We start from the raw sequence: 18076 nt of genomic DNA on the forward strand, positions 1-18076 counted from the left end.
CCTGATTGACTGACAGAAGTTCCCTGATCATCCTTCATCTCCGCAAACTCCAGAAGGCCATCGCCGACGGGAATTGGACGCTGGACCCATACGGCATTCCTGTGCTGGACTACGACGCTGTGATGCAGGCGCAGGTCGAACTGGGCCTGGGGCCGCTACACACCCAATTCGACAATACCGGTCATGGTTACACCAGCCTCTACCTGGACAGCGCCGTGGCTAAGTGGAAGCTGGGTGGCGACGATCCCGACGCCTATGCACTTGTAGAAAAGGTGCCCGTGCAGTACAATATCGGTCGCCTGGTTGCCGCCGAGGGTGATACCGTAGACCCCGACGGCAAGTACCTGGTGGCGCTGAACAAGTGGGCGGTGGACCTCTTCTTGCCCGTAGGGCCCCTGCTGCCGCAGAACGAGCAATTGATCGACATTGGCGGCGGTCCCATGAAAGTGATCTACGACATGGCGCTGGGCGTTGGCGAGCCGCACTACGCCCAGATGATCAAGGCCGACAAGATCAACGCCTGGAATGTCTATCCCGAAGTGGGCTGGGATCCGATCGCCCAGGCGCCCTCGGAGTTCGCTACCCAACTGGGCGAGGAGCGCATCGATCGCAACGGCAACGAGGTCGAGATATTCTCCATCTCCATCCGTTCCCACATCACGCCTGATCGTGTCGAGCTCAAGGCGGGCGACCACGTGACCTGGCACATCACCAACGTGGAAACAGCCCATGACGCCACCCACGGTTTTCAACTGGGCGGCCAGAACGTCAGCTTGAGGGCTCAACGCGGTGATTTTTTGCCGGGGCCATGATCATCGTTTGGCCCCGGAAAGTGCGAGTGTTGGGCAAGTTTCCAACTTGCCAGGGCGCAATTCGGGAAAATTGCGCTACAGGTGGCCCAAAGCAAGATCGGGGCCTTGATAGCTGTTTGAAAAGGGGTCGAAGGTCTTCCCAGGCCGCTCGAAAGCTGCAATTCAGGCCTGGAAACCCGCCTGATGCCGCCAAGCACACTTTGAAGACCCAACAAGCCCATGGACAAGACTTTTCAAACAGTTTCTTAGCGGTAATTTGCGAGGATGGAACTGGATGGGACCTATGCTCAATGAAAAAAAGAACATACTGAAAATTGTCGTTGCCGTGCTGGTGATGATGCTTTTCCTCGCCGCCTGCGCCCAGGGCCAAACCGAGATCGAGCCGCCCGAAATTCGCTATGGCGAGGACATCTGCATCCAGTGCAACATGATCATCAGCGACCCGCGCTTCGCGTCCGCCTATGTACACGAAATCAGCCCGGGCCGCTACGAGAGCATCCCCTTCGACGATATCGGCGAGCTGTTCCTCTACGCTGATGCGAATCCCAACCATCAGATCGTCGCCTGGTACGTCCACGATTACGCCACCCAGGAATGGCTGGATGCCACGCAAGCACATTTCGTCTTCAGCGACGAGATGATAAGCCCCATGGCCCAGGGCACGGCCTCCCATGCCGATCTGGCCGATGCAGAAAAGATGGCCGAAGAGCTGAACGGCGAGGTGCTGGACTGGGATGGCGTTGTAACCAGGCACCGGGCCGGCGAACTGATGGTTCACGCTCAAATGCCGGACACGGAAATGGCCGAGAGCACGGCGCAGGGAAAATTGACAATCACAAACGTGCGAGCCAACCTGACAATACCCGCGGATACAGGTTCCCTCTGGATGGAAATCCACAATGGCACGGATACAGACGAAGCGCTTGTTGGCGCCGAGGTTGATGGCTGCGCTGTGATTGAACTGCACGACATGGTCATCGAAAATGATGTCATGATCATGCGCCCCGTGGAAGGAGGCCAGATTCCTGTCCCGGCCGGTGAAATGGTCGAGTTGAAGCCGGGCGGTTTGCACGTAATGTGCATCGGCAAAACGGGTGAATTCAAACTTGGCGAAACGATTGAGATCACGCTGCAATTCGCCAATGCGGGCGCGATAGATGTACCGGCCGAAGTTGTCGCACCGGGCGGGATGCGGATGGAGCACGATCACGAGGCCATGGCAGGCGACGCCATGCCGATCCACATGAAAGAAACGGTGTTGGGTATGGCAGACGTGGAGGGTTTCCAGTTGGAGCTGGTCAGCCACGCGCCCCTGCACAGTGGCTACAACGTGGTCATGGTGCACCTCAACGATGCCGCGGGCGAACCCGTATCTGACGCCGAGATCATGTTCAAGCCAATGATGGCAATGAAGGAAGGGATGAACCATGCTGCCGGCGTCGAGCAACCTGGGCAAGAAATGCCGGGCATGTATCACGGTGCAGTCGCCTTCCCCATGCCCTCCGGCCCCGATCTGGGCAATTGGACCCTGACAGTTTCCTTCGCCGACCCGGCTACGGGCGCAAGCGGCGAGACTGCTTTTGACGTCGAGGTCATGCCCTCCAGGTTGTCTGGCTCCTTCCTCGCCCCGGACGGGAGCAAGCTATTCCTCATGGCCGTGCAGCCTATCGCCCCCGGCGTTGGCGCACAACCTTTTGAGGTTTATGCCATGCAAAAAGCTTCGGCCACGGACTGGCCGCCCGTAGATGATCTGGATATGGAAATCACGCCCTGGATGCCTACCATGGACCACGGATCAACCAATAACGAAAATCCGGTTTCGATTGGGAATGGCCACTATCTCGGCCAGGTCAATTTCAGTATGTCCGGACCCTGGACGGTCACCGTAGCTGCAGAACGTGGCGGTAACTTTCCGGGAGAAGTTGTTTTCGAGTTTGATGTTCAGTAAACCATTGTATCCACCCATTTCACTCAATTTCAAGAGAAGGAGACAATTATGCGAAGGTATGCCCTGGGATTAGCACTGTTGATTGTGATGCTTTTTGTGTTGGCGGCGTGCGGTGGCGGCGGTGAGGAGAGCGCGCCCGCTCCCACCGAGCCGCCAGCTGCACAAGAGGAAGCTTCACTCCCGGCCGGCGATAGCGCGGCCGGTCAGGAACAATTTGCCACCGCCTGCGTTGCCTGCCACGGGCCCGGGGGTGAAGGAGTGCCCAACCTGGGCAAGGACATGACCACCAGCGAGTTTATCGCCGGTTTATCCGATGCTGAACTGCTCGAGTTTGTCAAGAAGGGACGGCCGATCAGCGATCCGCTCAGCACCACCGGCGTCGATATGCCCCCCAAAGGCGGCAATCCGGCGCTAACCGACGAGCAACTGATGGACATCATCGCCTTTATGCGTTCCATCCAGAAGTAGGCATCTGGCGGTTGAGGAACCGCGTTCGTGTCACGCGAGATGCGATGGCGGAACGCGGTCCCTAACGACCTAACTGGCCACTCCGAGGAGACCCATATTTTGAGCGAGCAACTATTCGTCTCGACAGAAGACGACGTCATTCGCAATCCGGCCCCCGGGCACTATCGCATTCAGGTAGAGGCAGAGACGGGACCCGCTTGTTCCGTCGGTTTTAGGCGCTGGCCAGGGGCAGACTACTTTCCGAAAACGTGGCAGGCACGCGACAAAGCGTGGCCTGTTCGAAGGCATAGGCTGAAATCCTATTCCTCCGGTTTGACATCGCGCACCAGGCCAGCCTGAACGGCATAGGCCGCAGCATGGGCGCGGCTGCGAAGACGAAGCTTTTCCAGAATGCTGCGTAGATGGCTCTTGACGGTATGTTGCGACAGGTTCAGCTGACCGGCGATCTCCTTGTTGGAGAAACCGTGAGCGACCCGGCTCAGCACTTCGATCTCCCGTTGGCTGAGAACCTCAACCGATGCCGATTCCGGTGTGCTGGCCAGCCCTTCTTCCAGGGTCCTGAACTCCTCCAGCAATCGAACCGCCATGGAGGGCGCCACAATGGCCTCTCCGGCATGGACGCGCTGAACGGCATCGAGCAATTCATCGGTACCCACGTTTTTCAACAGATATCCCCTGGCACCAGCGCGAATAGCATCGAAAAGATCCTCGTCCCGCTCAGACACAGTGAGGATAATAATCGGGATCTCCGGAAAGCGTTGCTGCATGATGCTGGTCGCTTCAGGGCCTGAAAGAACCGGCATGTTCAGGTCCATCAACACCAGGTCGGGAGCCAGTTTTTCGACCTGAACCACCGCCTGCTGTCCATCCGATGCCTGCCCGACGATCTCCAGCGTTTCGAAATCTGCCAGGATGCGTATGAGGCCCTGCCGAAAAAGGTTGTGATCGTCGACGACGAGCAGTTTAATTCGTTCCATTGTTATTTCTCAATGGGAATCCGGGCAATCACCTGAGTACCCTGGCCCGGGCTGGTGGAAAGCGTCAGTTGTCCGTCCAGACTGCGTACCCGTTCCTGCATGCTCATGAGTCCGACATGCTGCCGGTCCATCGGAGCCGAGATATCGAACCCCCGGCCATCGTCGCGTATCGACAACTCCAAATTGCCATTGTCCCGTTCCAGCTTGATCTCCACGTGGCTGGCGTTGGCGTGACGCCTGACGTTGGCCAGCGCTTCCTGCGTAATCCTTAAAAGATGAAGTGCTACCTCAGCGGGCAGTTGCTCCGGTTCATCGATGCAACTGCAGTCAACCTGCAGATCACTGCGCCTGGCAAACTCTGCGGCATGTGCCTGCAGCGCGCCGACGAATCCGCCCGGTTGATCCACCGTCAGGCGCAGGCCATCGATAGACTCTCGCACTTCCAGGTAGGCCTCGGCAATCACCTGGCGCAGGGCAACCAACTCCGAACGCACCCGGGCTTGCTCTCCCCGATCCAGTATACGTTCCAGATGTTCAGCCTGCATGCCCAGATATCCCAGGGTCTGCGCCAGGCCATCATGCATCTCTCTGGAAAGCCGGTAGCGCTCTTCCACGACAGCAGTTTCCCGCAAGCGGGAGTAGAGTTGCACGTTGCGGATAGCCAGGGCTATCTGGCTACCGACAGCCTTCAGCAGCCCTAGCTGCGACGGCTTGAAATACCCTTCGCGATTGCTGCCAAGCACAAGAGCGCCCAGCATTTCCCCTTCTGTCTGCAACAAAACGGTTGCCACTGAGACCAGCGCTTCGTCACCGGACTGCTCCCGGATGAAAACCGGGTTATCGCTGATCTCCGCCCGATCTGCCAGGCGGATTGCCAAATCGATCAAGGAGGAATCGCGTTCCAGCCCCTGGACAGCGCCAAGATTCCAGCGACTTCCGTCGCCATCGGTCAGCAAAATCGCGCCCGCAGGGACATCCCAGCCGGCCACTGTACTCTCGAGCGCCCGGTTGAGCAACAGGTTCAGGCTGCGCCGCTCCTGGGTGGCCTGATCCACTGCATAGAGAGTGGCCATCTGTTTCGATCGCAGATGGGCGTTTTCCATGGCGCCGGTAATCTCGGCTGCCACCACACCCATCAATCGGGAGTCTTCTTCGGAAAGGGCGATATCCTTGTCGAGAAAAGCTATCACAACACCACTCTGGGACTCCCCGCGGCCCAGGGGAAGGCATACGATCTGGCCTGGCGGATCTTCGTCAGTTGCCTCATGCGCGGATATCAACATGGGACATTCGTTATCATCGTGGATGTGCGCGCTCAGGGGCTGGCAGGTACGGCAACGGTCCGCCGAATGCTCTGCTGTCACCTGGTGGCGCAGCAAGCGAACCACGGCATCATCCATGCCCAAGGTAAATTGCAGGCTGCTCTGGTTAGAATCGTCGTCGAAGGTGATGACTGTGGCCCCGCGGGCGTCCAGCAGGTCAACCGGAATTCGAGCGGCGATTTCCAGCAATTCCTGCACATCGGAAGCGTTGGTGACCCGGCGGCTCACTTCGTGAATGATCTGCAACTGGCTATGGACACGCTGCAACCCGGCATAGGCCCCGCGCAGATCACTCTCGGCCTGTTCCTGTCTGGCAGCCGCCCTGGTCAATTGTCTCAAACCAAACCAGGCTACCACCATGCCCGTGAGGCTGTAGAGGGCCAGTTGGACAAGATTGTGCTGTGAAGGAGGCAGGAAACGCAGGAGGCCCAGCAACAACGCCTGATGGATGGCTGCCGCGCCAACCACGATAAAAAAGATGGGCCAGCGCAGTTCCGCCAGGCGGCGGTAAAGCGAGCTCATCCTGTTGTCGGCGTCCTGGTTCTGGCGCTCTGCGTCCGATGGCATCGTAACCCATGGAAAGTTTTGTGCTGAAGGAATGTCGCTGCATTGTACCACAGAGATTGTACGGGCGTCCAGCAGCGGAGTGGATTGTGGGTGGTGATCGGTGATCAGTAATCGGTATTGTCATATTCCTTGACACCTTTTTCCGATTACCGAATACCCCTCCCCGCGTCCCCCCTCCCCGTGTCGCCCCCTCCCCGTGTCGCCCCCTCCCCGTGTCGCCCCCTCCCTGCGTCCCCCCTTTGGGGGGTTAGGGAGGCACGCCAGAAATTCGACAAAACCGCCATCTCTCAGTATGATTGATTCCAGCGCCAACGAGGAGCTTCACTGGAGTGATGCGGGCACCGAAAGAAACCTGTCCAACGAACGTTCAGTCGCTCAGACACTGGAAAAACCGGAGGGAAATATGCTAAACGAAAACCTCGGCAAAAAGATTGGAAAAGAGAGCCAGGCTGTTACCACCGGCCTGTGGCTGCTCATGATCGTCGCGCTCATTCTGCCGGCCACACTGCACGCCTCGCAGGCCATCCCGGCGCGCGAACCGCAGGCCGGCGAGATCAGCGGGACCGCCTTTCGCGACTACAACGCCAACGGCCTGCACGACACCACCGCCTCCACGAGCGGTGCCTTCGACGAACCAGGCCTGCCCAACGCAGTTGTCACCGCCTACGATACCACCGGCGCTCCCGCCGGCAGCACAACCAGCATTGCCGACGGCAGCTATAGCCTGGATGTGCCGGCAGGGGCCAGCTACCGGGTAGAGTTCACCCTGCCCACCGATGGCAGCATGGCCTATCTCCATCCGGGCGCAGCCGGCCCGACCACCGTGCAATTCGTCAGCGTTCCGATCGATGGGACCCTCTCCAATGTGAACGCGGGCTTCAACAATCCGGCCGACTATTGCCAGGCCGAACCGCCGCTGATCACCGCCAAAACCTCGGTCGGGTCCCGCACTTACATGCCCCTGCCGCCCAACGATCCCCACGGACTGAACGAATCGCTGATCGGCCTGCCCTACACGGCCAGCGGCAACCTGTCGGACCCGACGGACCACACCACCCACGCCCGTCTCGATCAAACCGGCACCCTCTTCGGTCTGGCCTACGCGCGTCAGGCGGGAATTATCCTGGCGGGCGCCTACTGGAAGATGTACGCCGATGTGGGACCGGTGGCTGATCCCCTGGGTGCCATCTATGCCATCGATCCAGCGGGCGGCGACCCTTCTCTCTACGCCAATCTGAATGGCATCATCAATCCCGGCGACGGCAGCCCGTTGCCAAACGACGTGGCGGGCATTGATGCCCGCCGCACCGGGGACGTCGATTACGACTCCTGGTATCCCGATGGTGAATGTGGACAGGCCTTGCCTCCCTCGGGTGGTTTTTTTGGCTGCTGGCGGCATGACCCGGTCGGGTGGGACCTGGTAGGCAAACAAGGCCTGGGCGATCTGGAGATCGACGACGAGGAAACCACCATCTTCGCGATCAACCTCAAGGATAAACAGCTTTACCAGCTGCCCGTAGAAACCGCCGGTTGGCCGGTTGCAGAGCTGGCCGCGCCACCGATTCCAGTCCCCAACACTTGCGCGGCCGCCGCCGATGCCATACCAGGCGGCCTGGGTTTCAAGGATGGCCTGCTCTATGTGGGCGTGACCTGCACCGCCGAGTCGACCCAGATTGAAAGCGAGCTGTCCTCGGAGGTCTGGACTTTCGATCCCGCCAGCCAAACCTTCAGCGCCGGCCCGGTATTCCAGCTCAGCCTGAACTATCCCCGCGGCTGCCTGTGGGCCGACAACCCCAGCGCCAACGCGCCCAAGAACGCAGCCACGGGCCAGAACTGCCAGCCCTATTGGGACGGCACTGCCATGGACTACGACAACGCCCACTGGAATCCCTGGCCACAGACCTGGGAAGAGCACTATATGGGCAACGCTGGCCGTAACGCACCCGGCAAGCCAGATTGGAAATACGACGGCAGCGGACAGAGTTCGCCAGACGGCGTGCAGGATCTGGTTCAGGTCGAAACTCCCCATCCCTGGCTGAGCGATATCGGATTCGACGACGACAATATGCTTCTGGCCTTGCGCGATATCAACGGCGATCGCACCGGCGATCGCAACTTTTCATTTGCGCCCAATGCGAACCTGGCTTATCCCAATGTCACCGGGCCGCCCTCCGATCCCTGGGAGATCATCGACATCACCACCGAGGCCTATGAGATCAACGGCGTCGGCCACGGCGATCTATTACGCGCCTGCGCCGACGGCGGGGGCGGCTGGATGCTGGAAGACAATGGAAACTGCGGCGGAATCACGACCCACGGCGTCGACAACGGGCAGGGACCCGGTCCGGGCAATGCCATTCCGGACGACGGCAGCAGCGGCTGGGGGGAATGGTACTGGGACGACTCCGGACCTGGCAACCGCAATCCCTCCCCCGACCTGATCGATACCCAGACAGTGGTCACTGGGGTGGGTGGCTACTACTGGGGCAATGAGCAGGTGGTCACCGGCGGCCTTTTCCAGCGCCAGGGTGATCCCCATCTGGCTGTGACAGCCAACGCCCAGTTGCAGAAAAACGACGGCGGCCTGCTGCGCTTGAGTAATGTCGAAAGTCACCCCGATTTGCCGCCCGCGGGTGGTTTCGTCGATCTTCCCTATCCAGACGCGATCACGACCCATGCCGGTCTCACCGTGAATCGCACACAGCTCTATCCACCCGTTGTCTTTGTTCCCGGCGGAATCCTTCACACCTTTTTCGGCCAGGCCAACGGCCTGGGAGATGTGGAAGCCCTCTGCGATACAGCGCCCATGGAGATCGGCAATCGTCTCTGGTGCGATGGCGGATTCGATGGCAATGGAGGGCCCGACGGGATCCAGGATCCGGGTGAGCCCAGCCCAGGCGCCGGCATCGAGGTCAGCCTGACCTGTGGCGCTGATTCGGCATTGACCACCACCGATGCCAACGGCGAATATCTCTTCACCGATCAGATGTGGGACGCTCAGGTCAATCCGGGTACCGATGGCGACCTCATCCCTCGCAACACCCCATGCGAGATCCGCGTCGATCTCAGCCAGGAAACCCTGCGTTGCGGCAACACGCTCTCCACCACCGATGTCGAAGGGGACGCCAGCAATGATGCCACCTTCGATATCCGCGATTCAGACGCTTCTGAAGTCGTCATCGGCATCGAAACCTTCGCGGAGATCGTTTTCGACACCGGCGGGCCAGGCGGCAACAACCATGGCCTGGACATGGGATTCGCCGTGGAGGGCATCGACTGGGGGGATGCCCCCGAGCTGCCACCGAATCCCCTGGATGGTTTCCCCACTCTGGCTGTAAACGATGGCGCTCGCCATGGGCTGAACCAGCACAGCGGTGGGCCTTTCCTCGGCCACTGCGTCGACGGCGAAAGCGATGGTCTGGCGTCGCTTGACGCAGATGGAGATGACAACAACGTAGGAACCATCAGCATTGGCACCTGTGATCCACCGGGAGACGATGAGGATGGTGTCGAGTTTACTGAGGATCTCGTTCCGGGTCAGGATGGCCGGGTTGTCGTCAATACGGTTTCCAACCCAGTCGACTGCTTCTTGAATGCCTGGATCGACTTCAACGCCAATGGTTCCTGGGACGATCCAGGAGAGCAATTCGCCGACGACGTAGTTTTGTCAGGCAATGACATTCTGGGGCTAGACATCAGCGTGCCTTCGGATGCGGTGATCGGCACGACCTATGCCCGTTTCCGCTGCAGCACCCTCCCTGGCCTCGATCCATACGGTCCGGCGCCCGATGGGGAAGTGGAGGATTACAGGGTAGTTACGGTGCCACTGGCAGTGACGCTGGCCGACTTCCAGGCAACCGCGGCAGGTGACCATATCCAGGTCGCGTGGACCACGGTGAGTGAAGTCGACAACATCGGCTTCAACCTCTACCGCAGCCGTTCGGCCAGCCAACCGGGAATCCTGCTGGCCTTTGTGCCCTCGATCAGGCCGGGCGGATCATCGGGCGCCAGCTATGCCTATCAGGATGCCGACGTGACTGCCAGGCAGACCTATTGGTACTGGCTGGAGGATGTGGATGCCAATGGTGCGACCAGTTTGCACGGACCGGTCAGTGCAACCCTGCAGGCACCGACTGTCGTCACACTGGATGAACTGGCGGCCACCGAACAAGCTGGTGGGAACCTGAGTTGGTTGCTGGTGGCAGGAAGCACCATGTTGGCATTGCTGGCCGCGCGATTCGCCCGGCGCGCCCGCATTGGAATGTAGGGGCCGGGTTTCCCTGCCCTGGTCATGTGCACGGGTGTCGTAGGGGCTTCCGTGGTACTCGCGTAATGGCAATGTTTCAGGGGCGCAGGAGATTGTAAGCTCATTGTAAGCTTTTTCATCGGGGAGACGTGTTATACTCTATCTGTTGGGATGCCTGGCTCGAGCGAACAGGTCATCCTGAGCAGGCGCCGGGATCGCGATGCAACCCTCTATTTAGCACTTGCCGATCCCGGCACCCCTTTTCTGGCACGGGTGAGTTGACTGCCAAAAGTCCGACTTCTCCGACTCCGTGCCCCCGGGTGCCGCCGATCACATCAGGTGGCTGGCGAAAAAAGCGGCAACCTGGCGTTCTGCCCAGAAGCGAAACCGGCCGATCCTCTCCCGCTCCATCCAACCACAATGGCCGCCAAAGTCAGTTATCGCGGGCAAAAGAAAGGGATTATCTTCCAGTTTCCGGTGGGGAATATCGGCCCGGGGGATGACTGGATCGTCCAGGGACCGCACTACCAGGGTTGGCAGACGGATGGCTTCCAGAAAATGGACCGAGCTGCACCGCGTGTAATACTCATGGGCGCTGCGAAATCCATGCAATGGTGCGGTGAAGGCCTCATCGAAGTCCCAGATAGTCTGAGCCTGCAGGGCCTTTTCCATATCGACGATGCCATCGATAAGGGCGGCACTGGCTTTCGCCTTGGCCTTCAGGCTGCGCAGGAAACTGAAGGTGTAGAGTCGACCTGTTTTCCCGTCATCCAGTGCTGCGCCCAGGGCGAGATCGAAAGGAGGTGATATCACGGCAGCCGCCGACCAGCGGTCAACCCGGCTGGCACCCAGTTCCCCCAGGTACTTGAGCAACACGTTTCCTCCCAGGGAAACCCCGACGGCACCCCCGCTTGCACCGGGAAACTGACGGTCGAGCCAGTCGTGGACCAGTGCGACATCGTCGGTAGCGCCCCCGTGATAGAATCGTGCCGTGCGATTCATCTCTCCGCCGCAGGATCGGAAGTTCATGCCAACCGCGCGCATACCTCGTTGAGCCAGTTGGCGGTAGGTCTCACAGGCGTAGGGCCTGCGGGCGGAACCTTCCAGGCCGTGGATGAGCAGGATCAGCGGAGAGTCCTGGTCCAGGTCGCAACCGGCCACCTGGGGGAAATCCAGATCAATGAATCCCCCGTCAGGAGTATCAATACGGACCCGACGAAATTGCAGGCCGCCGGTCGGTTTTAGAACAGCCGCCGCAACCGTTTGCACATGGTTGTTGGCAAACCCGCGGGCAGGTCGAAATGGTTCCAGGGAGAAAGATGTCGGGAATGATGGGGATTGCAACAGGATATTCCGTCACCGGGGAATCGGAAATCGGGCTGGCCCGGTTCAGACCGGTGAGAACACAAGCCGTGACCGACCTGAGTAACAACCGATTTAGGACCAGAGCCACCGGGCAAAAAGCAGGGATATCAGCCCAACTGGCGTATGATTGCGATGACCTTGCCCTGAATCTCCACCTGGTCGGCAGGCACGATGATCGGGTCGTAGTTGACATTGGCAGGCTCAAGCCGGACCATGGCGCCATCCTGGTAGAAATACTTGAGCGTGGTTTCCTCGCGATCCTTGAGCCAGGCCGCTACCATCTGGCCATTTTCAGCCGTCTTTTGATAGCTGAGAATTACCAGGTCACCGGTGTCAACCAGGGCATCGATCATGGAGTCTCCCTGTACCCGCAAGGCATAAACATCTTCCGTCCGGCCGACCACGTCGGTGGCCAGGTCGACTCTATCAGCCGTGTCCTGGCTGTCCGGGAAAACGGCAATCGGCTGGCCGGCGGCGATGGGGCCCAGGATGGGAATGCCCCGAAAACCGCTGCCTCCCAGGTCTACCAGGCGAATACCCCGGGAGACTTCCTTGTTGCGCTCGATGAGACCGGCATCAACCAGCTTATTCAGGTTGTAGTTGACGACCGACGTCGAGCTGATGCCTACATTATGGCCGATCTCTCGAATGGTGGGGGGATATTGGTTCTCTGCCAAAAACTGCCGGATGAATTCGATCATCCTGGCCTGGCGCTCTGATAGATTCACGATGGCCTCCGATTCACTGCTGTTCGCCCGGCGATTACCCGTAGAATATCTGTTCGCTGTCATTGTACCACGAACGCCCGTTCTATGTCAAATTCCCAAATTATCCCAAGAACGTTTCCCAAGTCCCCACATGTAGAAATGGTACAGTACCATGCGCCATTTCTCTGATCTGCGTTTGTCTGCGGTTATGGGTTTTTGATTTCAAGGTACTAATTCCTGATCCGGCGGCCCAGACGATAGAGCCTGTAGCCGGCAGATGACAGTGTCAAATCCCACGCGCCGGTCATGCGCACAATCTGGCCGCCAAACCCCTGTTTGAAGCGATAGACGCCCCACAGGTCACCTTGTTGATTGACGTAGTTTGTGGACCATTGTTCAGGGTCAACGCCGATCTCATCAGGAATACCCCAGAAGTCGTAGATCGAACAGTCCTTGCCGGCGGCCCACTGCATGCCCGCCCACTGCAAGGCATGATTTGGCATCCGTTTGCGCTCTCGATTGCTGCTGGCTCCCCACATGTACCAGCTCTTGCCACCCAGGGCGAAGAGGACGATTGCTGCCAGGGGTTGCCCTTCGAACTCAGCCAGCAGCCAGTTCGATTGGCCGACCGGCTCAAAGAGCTCAAAAGCCGTCTCGTAGTAGGTCGGATGGTGCACGGGAAAACTATCTCGCAGGCTGGTTTCCTCGTTCATCGCATGAAAACGGGGGAAATCCTCCCTTGTCATCGATCGAACGACGACCCCCTTGCGGCCGGCCAGGCGCACGTTGTAGCGCCACTTTTGTTTCATATTGGCCAGCACAGCGTCCTGGCCTTCAGACAGATCGATCTGAATGGTGCTTCGAGGCTGCACCGGATGTCCGCGCCGGAAGCCATAACTCCCCAGCAATAGATCTGTCACTGGCCCATCGGCGATATCGGGCTCAATCTTCAGCAGGAACGCGCTGTGTGGGCGAATCACCTCCTGCACAGCCGTCAGCAGCGGCCGAACCTGGCTGACGTCATGCCAGTCGACGATCGGCCCCTTCGGAACATAGGCAAGGGACTGGCCCCACGGCATCTTGCGCAACAGCACCTGGGCACCGGCGATTAGTTCTCCCTTGCGGGCAAGCGCCACCCGTTCCGACTGCCATCCAAATCGTTCCTTGAGCGCAGCCCACCGGCTGGTCTGCAACAGGTGGCCATCAGGATGCTTCGCGACGAAGTCATCCCAACGCTGGATTTCAGCAGCATCGGTCTGCGTAGAGAGGATTTCCAGGGCAGCCATGATGCCGTGCATGATAACATTCTAATGGTCAATTGCCAATTGCCAATCGTTAATTGTCAATCATCGACCATTGACAGTTGACAATTGCCCGTTGACCATTGATAATTGCATCAATGACCCTTTATCTGTTGCTTCTGGCTGTAGCCATCCTCCTAGCCTTGATTCTGACTCCCCTGGCCGGTCGGTTGGGCCACCGGTTCGGCCTGGTGGATCGCCCGGGTGGCCGTCGGGCCCATCGTGGCGTGATTCCACGCACAGGTGGAATCGCGCTTTATGCCGCCTTTGTCGTTACCATCCTGATCGCACTGCGCTTGCCAGAGAATTGGCTACCCATCTCCAGCGATCCCGACGAAACAACGCGGCTGTTGGGTCTTCTTTTGGGTAGCACCTTTGCATTTGTCATGGGCCTGGTCGATGACTGGCGGGAACTCAGTTGGCGGGGACAGATTCTGGTGCAGTTGAGCGCGGCAGGTATCGCCATTGTCACGCTGATATTCATCGAACGGATCAACAACCCCTTCGCCGTCGACGCGCAGATCATCTTCCCCGATCTGATCGTCTGGGCCCTGACCACCTTCTGGTTTCTGGGAGCCATGAATACCGTCAACTGGCTGGATGGCCTGGATGGATTGGCAGCCGGTGTGGCCGCGATCCTCTGTGCGGTTCTGGTCCTGCACATGCTGTTTCGAGCGGTGCCACCCCAACTCTCAGTGGCGATTCTGCCGCTGGCATTGTTGGGTGCTACCCTGGGCTTTTTACCCTGGAATTTCCATCCGGCCCGGGTGTTCATGGGCAGCAACGGATCCTATTTCCTGGGCTTTGCCCTGGCCGCGCTGGGTATTATTGGAGGCGCCAGAATGGCAACGGTCCTGATGGTGCTGGGATTGCCCATTGTGGATGTAGCATGGTTGATCTGGCGCCGCTGGCGGCGGGGGGTCTCGCCAGGCGAGGGTGGACGGGATCATCTGCATTTTCGCCTGCAGGATCTGGGTATTGGGCAGCGGCAAATCGTCCTGGGGTATTACGCTTTCTGCGCAGCCTTTGGACTGCTGGCTCTCAGCATCGGCCCTCGCATCTACAAGCTCCTGGCATTGATGGGGATGGGACTCGTAGTCCTGGCCGTGCTCTGGTGGGCAGAGCGCCAGGAGATCGCGCAGACAAACAGCCCACCGTAGCGCCTCCGGAAACTTCCGCCCGCCACAGTTTCTCTAACACTGCTCAAACACTTCGCTAATATTCCTCTAACACACGGCTGGTATACTGATTACACAGTGTGGAGATGCGATAATGCGCCATCGCCACGCTTTTCCACCCGCCAACTGGCGATCGATCGCCAGTTGCACCGCAAAACAAAAAATTATCCGAACAGATAAAAATAGGAAGAAGTTAAGAGGAGTATTTAAAGATGAGTAAGATTGTTGGTATCGATCTGGGTACAACCAACTCGGTAGTCGCCATCGTCGAAAACGGCGATGGGGTAGTTATCCCTAATGCCGAGGGCGGTCGCACGACCCCCTCCGTGGTCGCATTCACCAAGAACGGCGAGCGGTTGGTGGGCCAGACGGCCCGGCGCCAGGCCGTGGTGAATCCAGAAAACACCATTTCCAGCATCAAGCGCTTCATGGGTCGACGAGCCGATGAGGTCGCTGATGAGCCTGTATCGTTTGAGATCAAGGAAGGTCCCTCGGGTGACGCCCGGGTTCACATTCCACTGAAAAACAAAACCTATTCGCCGCAGGAAATCAGCGCCATGACCCTGGGCAAGCTCAAGGCCGACGCCGAGGCTTACCTGGGTGAACCGGTCACCCAAGCAGTGATCACGGTTCCGGCCTACTTCAACGACAGCCAGCGCCAGGCTACCAAGGATGCTGGCAAGATTGCCGGCCTGGAAGTCATGCGCATCATCAACGAGCCCACAGCCGCAGCCCTGGCCTACGGACTGGACAAAAAAGAAAGTCAGACGATCCTGGTCTTCGACCTCGGTGGCGGTACCTTCGATGTCTCAGTTCTGGAGGTTGGCGACGGTGTGGTCGAGGTTAAGGCCACTGCGGGCGACACCCACCTGGGTGGCGATGACTACGACCAGTTGATCGTGAACTGGATCGCCGACGAGTTCAAGACGCAGGAAGGCATCGACCTAAAGGCCGATCGCCAGGCACTGCAACGGCTCAAGGAAGCGGGCGAAAAGGCCAAGATTGAGCTCTCCAGCACTATGGAGACCGAGGTCAACCTGCCCTTCATCACCGCCGATGCCGGTGGGCCCAAGCATCTTCAGATGCGGCTGACCCGCAGCAAGTTCGAGCAGTTGAGCGACGAACTGACCGCCAGGCTGCGCGCCCCCTTTGAGGCGGCGCTGAACGACGCCGACCTGTCGACCAGTGAGATCGACGAGGTGGTCCTGGTCGGTGGTTCGAGCCGGATGCCCATGGTTCAGGAACTGGTTCGAGAGGTTACCGGAGGCAAGGAGCCCCACAAGGGCGTCAACCCGGATGAGGTAGTCGCAGTTGGAGCAGCCCTGCAGGGCGGAGTCCTTCAGGGTGACGTAAAGGACATATTGCTCCTGGACGTAACGCCATTGACCCTGGGTATCGAGACCCTCGGTGGGGTGGCAACGCCCATCATCGAGCGCAATACTACCGTGCCAGTGCGCAAGAGCCAGACTTTCAGCACCGCTGAAAACAACCAGACGGCTGTGACCGTTCAGGTGCTGCAAGGCGAGCGCCCGATGGCGTCTGACAACGCCAGCCTCGGCCAGTTCAACCTTGAGGGCCTCCCGCCTGCGCCCCGCGGCCTGCCGCAGATCGAAGTGACCTTCGACATCGATGCCAACGGCATTCTGCATGTCAGCGCTCAGGACAAGGCCACCGGCCGGGAACAAAGCGTAACTATCACTGCGTCCACAAACCTGGACAGCGCCGAGGTGGATCGCATGGTCCGGGAAGCCGAGATCAACAAGGCTGCCGATGACCGGCGCCGCGACCTGATCCAGGCCCGCAACGAGGGTGACAGCCTCGCCTACAGCGTGGAGCGAACCCTGCAAGAAGCGGGAGACAAGGTCGATAGCGCGGATCGCCAGGCGCTGGAACAGTTGGTCGGTAACTTGCGCCAGAGTCTGGACGGCGAAGACGTGACGGCAATCCGCAGCGCGATGGAGCAGCTTCAGCAAGCCAGCTACCGGCTGAGCGAGCAGTTGTATGCCACTCCCGAGGCCGCTAACGGCGCAGCCGCCAACGGGACGAACGGACACAACAGCCATGCGAACAATGGCCAGCCTGAATCGGACGACGTTGTCGAAGGTGAGTTCCGCTCGGTCTAAACTGAATTGATACCTGCCGGGACGGTCGATGATCGTCCCGGCAGGATGAACATCGAGTTTCGGGGCTGTGGGTCGTTTTCCTGTCGAGTAGTATCGGGAAACGAGCCGCGGCCCCGTTTTTAGTCCACACTGAAGCATCCCGGCAGACTCGATTTGTCAGTTACGCAACTGTTCATGTCGCCCAAACGTAAGGATAATGTCTGGCGGGAGCAGTTTTGCTATGATATAATGGTTGAAGATGATTGATCGCAAGATCAGCTATTGCGTAGAGAAGAGGTAAATGATGTTCTTTTTTGATCCGGTATATTTTTTGATGTTGATACCGGCGTTTCTCCTGGCCCTGTGGGCGCAGTCCAAGGTAAAATCAACCTACAAAAAGTACCTGCAGGTCCCCAATGCAAAAGGAATCACCGGTTTGCAGGCCGCCAACCAGCTGATGGCGGCCCAGGGCCTTCACCTGGATGTGGAAGGCACTCCGGGAGAACTTTCGGATCATTACGATCCCAGGAGTAAAACGCTGCGGCTGTCGCCCGGCGTCGCCAATCAAGCTTCGGTGGCATCGGTTGCCATTGTGGCCCATGAGCTTGGCCACGCCATGCAGGACAAGACTGGTTACATGCCGTTGAAGTTGCGCGGCGCTATCGTGCCAGCGGTGCGACTCAGTCCAATGATCGCCTACGGCCTGTTTTTTGCAGGAATGATGTTTGCCAGTACCACGCTGTCCAATTTGGGCATTGTTGTCTTTTCGCTGACAGTCGTTTTTGCCCTGATCACGCTGCCGGTCGAGTTTAACGCCAGCCGTCGTGGCCTCACTATGCTGGAGAGTTATGGCCTGCTGGACAATGCAGAGATGAAAGGGGCCAAGTCGGTACTGCAAGCAGCCTCCCTGACCTATGTGGCGATGGCCGTCCAGTCTCTGCTTACTCTGGTCTACCTGTTGGGCCGTCGCAGGCGATAGAGGAGGTCTGAGAAAATCATTGTCGATGCACCAGCACGGACATTTGCCTGGAACATGTTTTCAGCAAATGTCCGTTCGCTATTTTTCCAGGTTTAGAGGAGTTA

General features: G+C 58.9%; 12 protein-coding genes. 7 read left to right on the forward strand and 5 right to left on the reverse strand.

The features are described from left to right. Positions 1 to 5 precede the first annotated feature (5 nt). The 3 genes from U9R25_14265 (at position 6) to U9R25_14275 (ending at position 3228) form a co-directional block, all read left to right on the forward strand. A complete protein-coding gene (locus U9R25_14265) occupies positions 6 to 812 on the forward strand; it encodes a hypothetical protein (protein MEA3337070.1) in 807 nt (268 codons plus the stop codon). Between the two features lie 283 nt (positions 813 to 1095). Continuing rightward, a complete protein-coding gene (locus U9R25_14270) occupies positions 1096 to 2760 on the forward strand; it encodes a copper chaperone PCu(A)C (protein MEA3337071.1) in 1665 nt (554 codons plus the stop codon). Positions 2761 to 2808: 48 nt separating this feature from the next. Continuing rightward, complete coding sequence (locus U9R25_14275; protein ID MEA3337072.1) at positions 2809 to 3228, forward strand: cytochrome c; 420 nt, start codon at positions 2809 to 2811, stop codon at positions 3226 to 3228. 299 nt (positions 3229 to 3527) lie between these two features. Here U9R25_14275 and U9R25_14280 read toward each other — a convergent pair whose 3' ends face one another. Both U9R25_14280 and U9R25_14285 read right to left on the reverse strand, forming a co-directional pair. After that, the gene (locus U9R25_14280; protein ID MEA3337073.1) at positions 3528 to 4205 is read right to left on the reverse strand and encodes a response regulator transcription factor; all 678 of its coding nucleotides are present in this window, start codon (positions 4203 to 4205) and stop codon (positions 3528 to 3530) included. Between the two features lie 2 nt (positions 4206 to 4207). Beyond that, the gene (locus U9R25_14285) at positions 4208 to 6049 is read right to left on the reverse strand and encodes a GAF domain-containing sensor histidine kinase (GenBank protein MEA3337074.1); all 1842 of its coding nucleotides are present in this window, start codon (positions 6047 to 6049) and stop codon (positions 4208 to 4210) included. A 448-nt stretch (positions 6050 to 6497) separates the two neighbouring features. On the opposite strand from U9R25_14285, the gene U9R25_14290 reads away from it, so the two are divergent. Beyond that, positions 6498 to 10361 carry a GEVED domain-containing protein gene (locus U9R25_14290; protein MEA3337075.1) on the forward strand — a complete coding sequence of 1288 codons (3864 nt, stop codon included), beginning with the start codon at positions 6498 to 6500 and terminating at the stop codon, positions 10359 to 10361. 309 nt (positions 10362 to 10670) lie between these two features. Here U9R25_14290 and U9R25_14295 read toward each other — a convergent pair whose 3' ends face one another. The 3 genes from U9R25_14295 to U9R25_14305 form a co-directional block, all read right to left on the reverse strand. Further along, positions 10671 to 11684: an alpha/beta fold hydrolase gene (locus U9R25_14295; protein ID MEA3337076.1), complete on the reverse strand. Its 1014-nt coding sequence runs from the start codon at positions 11682 to 11684 to the stop codon at positions 10671 to 10673. A gap of 128 nt (positions 11685 to 11812) precedes the next feature. Further along, positions 11813 to 12433, reverse strand: coding sequence for a transcriptional repressor LexA (lexA, locus tag U9R25_14300; protein ID MEA3337077.1), 621 nt, complete (start codon positions 12431 to 12433; stop codon positions 11813 to 11815). Between the two features lie 209 nt (positions 12434 to 12642). Then, a complete protein-coding gene (locus U9R25_14305; GenBank protein MEA3337078.1) occupies positions 12643 to 13710 on the reverse strand; it encodes a peptidoglycan bridge formation glycyltransferase FemA/FemB family protein in 1068 nt (355 codons plus the stop codon). Between the two features lie 101 nt (positions 13711 to 13811). On the opposite strand from U9R25_14305, the gene U9R25_14310 reads away from it, so the two are divergent. From U9R25_14310 to U9R25_14320, 3 genes are all read left to right on the forward strand, one after another. Continuing rightward, positions 13812 to 14873, forward strand: coding sequence for an MraY family glycosyltransferase (locus U9R25_14310; GenBank protein MEA3337079.1), 1062 nt, complete (start codon positions 13812 to 13814; stop codon positions 14871 to 14873). 230 nt (positions 14874 to 15103) lie between these two features. Then, positions 15104 to 17014 carry a molecular chaperone DnaK gene (gene dnaK / locus U9R25_14315; protein MEA3337080.1) on the forward strand — a complete coding sequence of 637 codons (1911 nt, stop codon included), beginning with the start codon at positions 15104 to 15106 and terminating at the stop codon, positions 17012 to 17014. Positions 17015 to 17294: 280 nt separating this feature from the next. After that, entirely contained in the window at positions 17295 to 17972 is a 678-nt protein-coding gene (locus tag U9R25_14320; protein ID MEA3337081.1) for a zinc metallopeptidase, read from the forward strand. Positions 17973 to 18076 lie beyond the last annotated feature (104 nt).

The sequence above is a fragment of the Chloroflexota bacterium genome (genome assembly GCA_034717495.1).
Lineage (GTDB): Bacteria > Chloroflexota > Anaerolineae > JAAEKA01 > JAAEKA01 > JAYELL01.